We start from the raw sequence: 8,367 nt of genomic DNA on the forward strand, positions 1-8,367 counted from the left end.
GGTCATGGCAGGGTCCTTGTTCGAGGTTGCGCCGAACTTAACGCCGGATCAGGCTCAGGCAAGTCCGCTTCGACGTCGGCGGGTTGACCGCATGGGCGGCCGCCGCGCATGCTGCCGCCATCGAAGGAGACTGCCGATTGACCGACTGGGTCGAAATCCTGAAGGAGCAGACCGCCACCGGCGACCAGATGGGCCGCGAGGTGCCGAAGATGCTGGCCAATCCCGACATCAGCGAGGCGCAGGTCAAGACACTGTTCTCGGCTTTGGAGAAACAGGCCGACTTCGTCGAGAAGCTGCGGATGGCGCTGGAAAAATTCGACCATGACTTCCCCGTCATCAAGGCGGCCGAGCGGCTGGAGGAGCGCTATGCCGACCTCGCGGCGTCGGTGGCCGAAAAGCTGAAGGCGATGCGGACGTAGCGTCGTCTATTTTTCGATAAGCTTCTCGAATCGCCGGTCCGGCACGAACCAGGTTATCGCCACCGCCACATAGAGGGCGACGCCGATCCACTGGTTGACGAAGGTGAGCAGCACGCCAGCTATGTAGATCGCCAGCGAGATCTTGCCCTTCCTGTCTTGGCCCACCGCCTTGGCGAAGGTCGTGTCCGCGCCGTGCAGATGGCGCAGCTTGGTGACCAGGATCGTGTAGGCGACGGCGCAGAGCGCCAGGTCGGCGCCGTAGACGGCGACCGGGACCGGCGCGAAATGGTTCTCGCCCATGAAAGCGGTCGTCACCGGCATCAGCGACAGCCAGAACAGAAGGTTGAGGTTCGCCCACAGGACGTATCCGTCGACGCGCTGCACGGTGTGGAACATGTTGTGCAGATTGTTCCAGTAGATGCCGACATTGATGAAGGACAGGACATAGCTGAAGAAGACCGGCCACAACGGCGCAAGGGCGGAAAAATCCTCGCCGTGCGGCACCTTCAGCTCCAGCACCATGATGGTGATGATGATGGCGACGACGCCATCGGTGAATGCTTCGACCCGTCCTTTGCCCATCGATTCTCCCCTTGAACAGGCGAAGGGTACGAGAGGATTTCGCGCGGCGCCATACTGACCATCCTGTCAGGAGCGTATTGGGCGAGAGGAACGGCCGTCACCACCTACACGTTAGGCGGGCATCCCCCTAAAAGAAGGACGTCGACATGACGACCTACGCTCAAGCCATTACGCGCGACAATGAACTCGGCGGCGGCGCCGCGACCGCCGCCGTCGCTGCCATGATCGCGGCGCTGTTTGCCGGCAGCACGGTGCTGACGCCGCTCTACATCATCTACAAACAGGCCTTCGGCTTCTCCCAGCTGACGTTGACGCTGGTCTATGCCGTCTATGTCGTCGGCAATCTGGCGGCACTGCTGGTGTTCGGACGGCTGTCGGATGCCATTGGCCGCCGTCCGGCCACCCTGGCGGCGATGGCGACCGCTCTTGTCAGCGCGCTGGTCTTCCTGTTCGCCGAGAATGTCGCCTGGCTCGATATCGCCCGCATCCTGAGCGGTCTTGGCATCGGCGTCGGCGCGGGAACAGGCACCGCTTGGCTCGCCGAGCTGATCGACAGTGAGGACAAATCGCGCGCCGCAACCATCGCCACCAGCACCAATTTCGTCGGCCTCGGCCTCGGCGCACTGGTGTCGGGGGTGCTTGCCGAATACGCGCCCTGGCCGCTCAGGCTGACATTCGCCCTCTATCTGGCGCTGCTTGCCCTGGTCACGCTCTTGATCTGGCGCACGCGGGAAACCGTGATGCGGCCAGGGCGGCTCTCGGATGTCTCGATGCGGCCACGGCTGTCGGTGCCCGCCGACATCCGCGCGGCCTTCGTGGCGCCGGCGGTGACCGGCTTCGGGGCCATGGCGCTTGTCGGCTTCTATGCTGCGCTGGCGCCGAGCATCCTGGCCCAGCAGCTGCATGTCACGAACCACGCCGAGGCCGGCGCGCTGTTCTTCGAGCTGTCGATGGTGGCGGCCGCGACCATCCTGCTGACGCTGCGGCTGTCCAGCCGCATCACCATGCTGGCGGCGCTGGCGCTGATGATCCCGACCGTGGCGCTGGTCGTTGCCGCGCAAGTCTATGCGTCCATGGCAATCATGATCGCCGCAACCGGCTTGTGTGGCGTGGCGGCGGCGCTCGGCTATCGCGGCGGCCTGCAGGTGGTGAACCAGATCGCGCCGGACGACCGGCGCGCCGAAGTTGTGTCGGCCTTCTTCATCTGCTGCTTCTGCGGCAACGCGCTGCCGGTCATCGGCATCGGCATCCTGTCGAACTGGACGAGCGCGACGGCAGCAACCTTGGCCTTTGCCGGGATGATCACGGTCTTTGCGCTGGTGGCGCTGGGGTTCGGCGCGAGATACGCGCGCTAGGGTTCAGCCGTCCGGCGTCTCGGGCGCCATGTTCGCGCGCTGGCGCGGCACGCCGAGACCGGTGTCCGGCGGTTCGCCGGCGGCCGGCCTGCCCTCGATCATGTGCAGGGTGCGCCAGCCGCCGAAACGGTAGTAGCCGGCGGCCAGCGCCAGTGAAGTGATCGAGCCGGCCGGAAAGCTCCACCAGAGCGCCTCCTCGCCGATCACGCTCCGGAAGAAATAGGCAAAGCCGGTGCGCACGATCAGCACCGAGATCACCAGGATGATCAGCGGCGGCATCACCGCGCCGGTTGCGCGCACGGTGGCAAACAGCACGATGGTGACGCCGAACAGGATGAACGACCAGGACGCGACATTGTTGATGTGGGCGGCGATGTCGATGGCCGCGCTGTCGGTGCTGAGGAACAGGCTGAGGATCGAACGGTCGAAGAAAAACAGCAGGAAGACCAGCGCGCCGGTCAGCACCAGGTTGAAGCCGACGCCCGAAGCCGCGACCTTGCCGATGCGGTCCCAGCGCCCGGCGCCGACATTCTGCGCGGCCATCGAGGAGACGGCCGCGCCGATGGCGAGCGCCGGCATCTGGATATAGGTCCAGAGCTGCGCGGCGATGCCGTAGGCGGCGGCGACCTGCGACCCGTAGGAATTGACGATGCCCATGACCGTCAACGCCGCGGCGGAAATCACGATCATCTGCAGGCCCATCGGCACGCCCTTGAAGACGACGATCCTGAGCAGCGCCGGATCGGGCCGCAGCAGGGCGAGGTTGGCGCCGGCGAGCCTCAGCGGATGCTTGCGGGCATAGAGCACGATCAGGATGGCGATCACGCTCACCGTCTGGCCGATCAGCGTGGCGGTTGCGGATCCGGCGATGCCGAGCTCCGGGAGCGGCCCGAGGCCGCGGATCAGCAGCGGGTTGAGCACGATGTCGAGGACGACCGCCAGCGCCATGAAGACGAACGGCGTGCGCGAATCGCCGGCGCCGCGCAGCACCGTCATGACGAAGGACAACAGGTTCATCATCGGCACAGCGGCGAAGATGATGCGCAAGTAGGAGCGCGCCAGCGGCAGCGCGTCGGCCGGCGTGCCCAGCGTGTTGAGGATGGCGTCGACCCAGATCCAGCCGCAGACGGCGAACACCACCGAGACGAGGAAGAAGAAGGTGGCGCTGGTGCCGACGATGCGCCGCGCCTCCGGCAGGTCGCGGGCGCCGACCGACTGCGCGACCAGGATGGTGGCGGCCATGCCGATGCCGAACACCGTGCCGAGGATCAGGAACAGCACCAGATTGGCGTTGGAGGTCGCGGTCAGCGCCGCCTCGCCGAGGAAGCGGCCGACCCATACCGCATTGATCGAGCCGTTGAGCGACTGCAGCACGTTGGAGCCGAGCACCGGCAAAGCGAACAGCAGCAGCGTGCGCGGGATCGGGCCGCTGGTGAGGTCGCCGGTGCGCCGGCGGGCAGGCGTCTTGTCGTCCATGGTGGGCTGCTCAGCGCTGGTCTTTGGGTGCGGTCGGCGATGATCGCCGATTTGAGGGGACAGGTCGATGCGAAGCCGGAAAATTCCGCCTGAGCGAAAATCGATTCACACTTTCGGCATCATGCTCTGGCGTGCCTTGATCCAGTCATGTTCTCAAAGCGTGCGGAATGGGCTATTGATCCCGGGTGCGTGGGGCCGCACTCCTTAGATCTTATTGATAGCCGGGGGGATGATGTCCGATAGTTCGCTGTTTTTTGAGCGCCTGAACCGGCGCGCGTTTCTCGGTGCGTCCGCTGTGGGAGCAGCCTCCGTGGCTCTTTCGGCCTGCACCACTACCGACGTGGCGCCACCGGCGGCAGCGCCGCCGCCGCCAAGCGATTCGGCTTTCGGCGCTGCCGAGAGCATGTATGCGGCACGCGTCGACGAGGGCTATCAGCTGCCGGCAATCCCGGTGGACAAGCTCGATCCGAAGTTCGTGCGCCAGATCGTGCCCGACCCGACAGGGGAAAAACCCGGCACGATCGTCGTCGATACCTCCGAGCATTTCCTCTATCTGGTGCGCGACGGCGGCGAGGCCATCCGCTATGGCGTCAGCCTCGGCAAGGCCGGTTTCGGATGGACCGGCAGCGCCGTCGTTCAGGCGCGTAAGAAGTGGCCGGTCTGGACGCCGCCGCCGGAAATGATCCAGCGCCGGCCTGAACTGGCGAAATACAAGGACGGCATGCCGCCCAGTCCGCAGAGCCCGCTCGGCGCCCGCGCGCTCTATCTCTTCCGCGACGGTAAGGACACGATGTACCGGCTGCACGGCACGCCGGAGTGGGATTCCATCGGCAAGAACGCTTCGTCCGGCTGCGTGCGCTTCATGAACCAGGACATCATCGACCTCTACGGCCGCGTCAATGGCGTCGCGCAGGTCTTCGTGCGCCCGAACCTGTCGCCCGCCGGCAAGCTCACGGCGGTGTCGAACAGGACCGCCGAGCCGATCGATGCCGGCGTGCCGAGGGACGCGGAGATCTTGAAGTAGATCGTCGACAAATGGCCTGAAGGCGGACGCGCCCGGCGCGTCCGCCTTTCTGTCGTTAGCTAGTTCGTGGCGAGGTTCGACAGCGTCACTTGATAGACCAGGAACATGGTGTCGACATCGGCGCCGTCCCCGGCCTTGTAGGACGCGCCGACCTGGAAGCCGTCCTGGGTCAGGAAATCGTTGTCGTTGGCGACGAACAGGAAGTAGTCGTCGGGCAGCTTGGGATCGAGCACGCTGACCAGCGACATCGCTTCCCACTTCTCCGAGAGATTGTCCTTGTCGTTCGGCTTACCATTGTGCAGACCGAAGCGGCCAAGCTGGGCCCTGTCGTTGATGTCGATGAACGGCGTGACCTTGGCCGGGGCAACCGACGCATCGAGCACGCCCTTCGGCGCCAGCGGCTTGTCGGCGGCGTCGAACGGGCCGCCGGCGATGTCGGTCGCGCCGGACAGGTCGACGATGTTGATCTTGCGATAGAGCGACTCTTCGCCCTTCACACCCTGGCCGTTGCCGCTGTCGCGCGTCAGCATCAGGAAGCTCGTGTTGGAGAGCGCGACGATCTCACTCTGCGCCGCCACCTTGGTCTTGCCCTTGGCGTCCTTGAACACCGGCAACGGCACGACATATTCATGCGCCAGCTTGAGATGGGCGAGGTCGGATGCGTCATAGACCAGCGCCCTGGTGTTCTGGCGCGTCGAGCCGGAATCGCCGCCATCCTGGCGCGGCGCCGACTGCAGCACGGCGATCAGGAACTTGCCGTCCGGCGTCAGCGACATGCCTTCCAGGCCCTGGTTGTTCTGGCGGCCGGTCTCGGGATCCTTCGGATCGGGCTCGGCGGCGCCCGGGCCCGGATTGTCGGAGGCGAAGTTCGGCTTGCCGTGGCGCATTGGCACCAGGGCCGCCGGCGGCTGGGTGGCCGACATCAGGCGGCCCTCGGCCGAGAAGCGATAGATGTTAGGGCCGTACTCGTCGGAGATGAACATGCTGCCGTCCGGCAGGCGCACGATGGCTTCGTCATCCAGCGCCAGCTTGCCATTGTCGGCCTGCGGCAGGATCGGCATGTCGCCGGCGGCGGGGCGGACGCCGTTCAGCGGGTCGAGGCCGGTGGCGTCAACGCCCTTGTCGTCGGTGAGCAGCAGGGTGTCGGCGAGCGTCGCATTGACGCCCGACTGTTCCTGGCCGGCTGCGGGCGCGGCGCCCGGAGGGGTCGGGGCAAGCTCGATCGAAACGGTGTTGAGGCGGGCCCGATAGTCGGTGGTGCCGACGACGTTGTAGCCACGATCCGGCAGCAGCCAGAGCGAGCCCTTGTAGGCGTTGCCGTCACGCGCCCAGCCCTTGGTGTCGATCGCCATGCCGGAACCGGAGCCGAAGGTCTCGCCGAACTTGTCCTTCTGGTTGGCGGGGATGCGGCCGACGCCGACCAGGCCCTTGTTGACATAGGCGACGCCATCGGCGAGCGCCGGGGTGAGGGCTGTGAACAGCGCAAGTGCCGCGCCAAGTGCAACGGTCCGGTTGAGATGTTTCATGGATATCCCCTTGTGACAGAGCATGCCGGAGCGGGTGTCGCATCGACATGCCGCCGGCACCTTCCGCCAAGCGGTCTAGGACTCGAACATGATACCTGCGTGACAGGCCGCGCCGGCGCGTGCCCCGGAACCATTTTCCAATCGCAACCGTTGCAGGCGAGCCCAGGCATCGCCTGCGATGGTCGGTCGAGCCATGGGCTCAGGAGGACATATGGGTTTCGATCAGTATCACGAGCCGGCGGAGGAATTGACGCAGAAGGTGCGGACATTTGCCCGCATGATCACTTCGCTGATCGAGGAGGCGGAGGCGATCAGCTGGTACGAGCAGCGCATGTCGGTGGAAAAGGACGCGCAGGCGCGCGCCATCATGAAAAATGCGCAAGGCGAGGAGTTCAAGCATTTCGGCATGAATCTCGAATTCCTGCTGCGTCAGAAGAAGGACTGGCGGGCAGAGCTGAAGGAAATCCTGTTCACGACCGGCGACATCGTAAAGGCTGGCGAGAAGGGCGAGGAGAAAGTGGACTGAGGTCGATGCGGCTACCCTCGGCGACTATCAGTCGCTCTCTCGCGCGATCAGTTCCAGCGGCCAGACCTCGCGCATGATGCGCGTGCCTTCCGGACCGGCGAAGGCGGGGAGCGATGCAAGCAGCATCTCGGCCAACCGCCGGCCCATGGGCTGCAGCGCCGGGCGGAAGGCGGTCAGCGCCGGCGAGAAATAGCGGCAGAGCGGCGTGTCGACGATGACCGTCACGGCGATGTCGTGGCCGGGCCGGATGCCCATCTCGGCCAGCGCCTTGCAGCCGCCGAGCGCCATAGCGTCGTTGTTGTAGATGATCGCCGTAGGCCGGTCCTTGGAGAGCATCACGCGCGGTGTCACCTGGTAGCCGCCGCCCTCGTTGATGAAGCCGTCGGCGATCAGGCCGGGATCGACCTCGATGCCGTGCCGCCTCAAGGCCTTGCGGTAGCCGTCGAGGAACAGGTAGCCGAAATTGAGATTGAGGGCAGGGCGGACCGCGGCGATGCGGCGGTGGCCGCGCGCCACCAGCCGGTCGACGGCGTCGCTGCCGGCCTTCTCGAAATCGAGGTCGAGGGAAGGGTAGGACTTGCCGCCGGAACGGCTGCGGCCGAGCGTGGCGAAGGGGAAGCCTCTCTCGGTCAGATAGTCGATGCGTTCGTCCTCGCGCCGCGTCCAGGCCAGCACCACGGCGTCGGCGCGGCGCGTCTCGACGACGCGGCGCAGGCGCTCCTGCTGGTAGTCGCCCGGCGCGCCCATGACCACGATCAGGTCGAGGCCGCTTTCGGCGAGCCTGCCCTGCAGGCCGGTGAGGAAGGGAATGAAGAAGGGCTCGCCATATTGCTGGTCGCCCGGATGCGGCTGCAGCATGAAGGCGATCGAGTGGGTGGCGCCTTGCCGGAGGCTGCGGCCGGACTGGTTGGGTGCGTAGTTGAGCTGCTTGGCGGCTTCCAGCACGCGCTGGCGTGTGTCGGCATTGACATCGGCGCGGCCGTTCAGCGCCCGCGACACGGTGCCGATCGAAATGTTCAGGTGACGCGCAAGGTCGTGGATGCTGGACGCCAAGGACGGTTCTCCCCCTGCCTTGGCTAGCACTGGCTGCCGCTCAGGCCAAGGCTTTGGGATGATTTTCGCAAACAGCCGATTGACATTCTACGCTATCGGGTGTGTTCTCGTAAACGTTTACGGAAAAACGTTTACGGTGACGCCGTGGATGCCGTGACGATCGGCCTGGAGGGGTCGAGCGGAGGAGGAGCGCTGGATGAAGGTCGTCCTGGCCGGCTGCGGAGCCATGAGCAAGCAGTGGCTCGATGCCGCGAGGCAGATCGACGGGCTGACGATTGCCGGCCTGGTCGACCTCGACGCCGAACGGGCGCAGGCGAGAGCGCGCGAATACGGGCTTGCCGGGGCCGACATCGGCACCAGCCTCGATGCCGTTCTCGACCAAACCAAGCCTGACGCAGTGTTCGAC

The 8,367-nt window shown here is 65.7% G+C and carries 9 protein-coding genes; 5 read left to right on the forward strand and 4 right to left on the reverse strand.

Annotated elements, in window-relative coordinates; translation table 11 throughout:
* Positions 1-137: 137 nt before the first annotated feature.
* A complete protein-coding gene (locus EN738_RS25845; RefSeq protein WP_127286175.1) occupies positions 138-419 on the forward strand; it encodes a hypothetical protein in 282 nt (93 codons plus the stop codon).
* A gap of 6 nt (positions 420-425) precedes the next feature.
* Here EN738_RS25845 and EN738_RS25850 read toward each other — a convergent pair whose 3' ends face one another.
* A complete protein-coding gene (locus tag EN738_RS25850; RefSeq protein WP_127286176.1) occupies positions 426-1,001 on the reverse strand; it encodes a TMEM175 family protein in 576 nt (191 codons plus the stop codon).
* A 146-nt stretch (positions 1,002-1,147) separates the two neighbouring features.
* Here EN738_RS25850 and EN738_RS25855 point away from each other — a divergent pair, with 146 nt between their 5' ends.
* Complete coding sequence (locus tag EN738_RS25855) at positions 1,148-2,356, forward strand: MFS transporter (RefSeq protein ID WP_127286177.1); 1,209 nt, start codon at positions 1,148-1,150, stop codon at positions 2,354-2,356.
* A gap of 3 nt (positions 2,357-2,359) precedes the next feature.
* Here the strand turns inward: EN738_RS25855 and EN738_RS25860 are convergent, their stop codons facing one another.
* Positions 2,360-3,832, reverse strand: coding sequence for an MATE family efflux transporter (locus tag EN738_RS25860; RefSeq protein WP_127286178.1), 1,473 nt, complete (start codon positions 3,830-3,832; stop codon positions 2,360-2,362).
* Positions 3,833-4,064: 232 nt separating this feature from the next.
* On the opposite strand from EN738_RS25860, the gene EN738_RS25865 reads away from it, so the two are divergent.
* Positions 4,065-4,856 carry a L,D-transpeptidase gene (locus EN738_RS25865; RefSeq protein WP_127286179.1) on the forward strand — a complete coding sequence of 264 codons (792 nt, stop codon included), beginning with the start codon at positions 4,065-4,067 and terminating at the stop codon, positions 4,854-4,856.
* A gap of 59 nt (positions 4,857-4,915) precedes the next feature.
* Here EN738_RS25865 and EN738_RS25870 read toward each other — a convergent pair whose 3' ends face one another.
* The gene (locus EN738_RS25870; protein ID WP_127286180.1) at positions 4,916-6,382 is read right to left on the reverse strand and encodes an esterase-like activity of phytase family protein; all 1,467 of its coding nucleotides are present in this window, start codon (positions 6,380-6,382) and stop codon (positions 4,916-4,918) included.
* A 211-nt stretch (positions 6,383-6,593) separates the two neighbouring features.
* On the opposite strand from EN738_RS25870, the gene EN738_RS25875 reads away from it, so the two are divergent.
* Positions 6,594-6,908, forward strand: a complete 315-nt coding sequence (locus tag EN738_RS25875; RefSeq protein WP_127286181.1) for a hypothetical protein — start codon at positions 6,594-6,596, stop codon at positions 6,906-6,908.
* A 27-nt stretch (positions 6,909-6,935) separates the two neighbouring features.
* Here the strand turns inward: EN738_RS25875 and EN738_RS25880 are convergent, their stop codons facing one another.
* On the reverse strand, positions 6,936-7,961 hold the full coding sequence (locus EN738_RS25880; protein WP_127286182.1) for a LacI family DNA-binding transcriptional regulator: 1,026 nt from the start codon (positions 7,959-7,961) through the stop codon (positions 6,936-6,938).
* A gap of 196 nt (positions 7,962-8,157) precedes the next feature.
* Here EN738_RS25880 and EN738_RS25885 point away from each other — a divergent pair.
* Positions 8,158-8,367: Gfo/Idh/MocA family oxidoreductase (locus EN738_RS25885; RefSeq protein WP_189605978.1), on the forward strand; the 210-nt coding region annotated here is incomplete at its 3' end.

The sequence above is a fragment of the Mesorhizobium sp. M4B.F.Ca.ET.017.02.2.1 genome, from assembly GCF_003998955.1.
GTDB lineage: Bacteria > Pseudomonadota > Alphaproteobacteria > Rhizobiales > Rhizobiaceae > Mesorhizobium > Mesorhizobium abyssinicae.

What these genes read in the sequence shown, in the direction of transcription:
- EN738_RS25865 (WP_127286179.1), top strand. Translation starts at nt 4,065, where the DNA reads ATGTCCGATAGTTCGCTGTTTTTTGAGCGCCTGAACCGGCGCGCGTTT.
- EN738_RS25870 (WP_127286180.1), bottom strand. Translation starts at nt 6,382, where the DNA reads ATGAAACATCTCAACCGGACCGTTGCACTTGGCGCGGCACTTGCGCTG.
- EN738_RS25875 (WP_127286181.1), top strand. Translation starts at nt 6,594, where the DNA reads ATGGGTTTCGATCAGTATCACGAGCCGGCGGAGGAATTGACGCAGAAG.
- EN738_RS25860 (WP_127286178.1), bottom strand. Translation starts at nt 3,832, where the DNA reads ATGGACGACAAGACGCCTGCCCGCCGGCGCACCGGCGACCTCACCAGC.
- EN738_RS25850 (WP_127286176.1), bottom strand. Translation starts at nt 1,001, where the DNA reads ATGGGCAAAGGACGGGTCGAAGCATTCACCGATGGCGTCGTCGCCATC.
- EN738_RS25855 (WP_127286177.1), top strand. Translation starts at nt 1,148, where the DNA reads ATGACGACCTACGCTCAAGCCATTACGCGCGACAATGAACTCGGCGGC.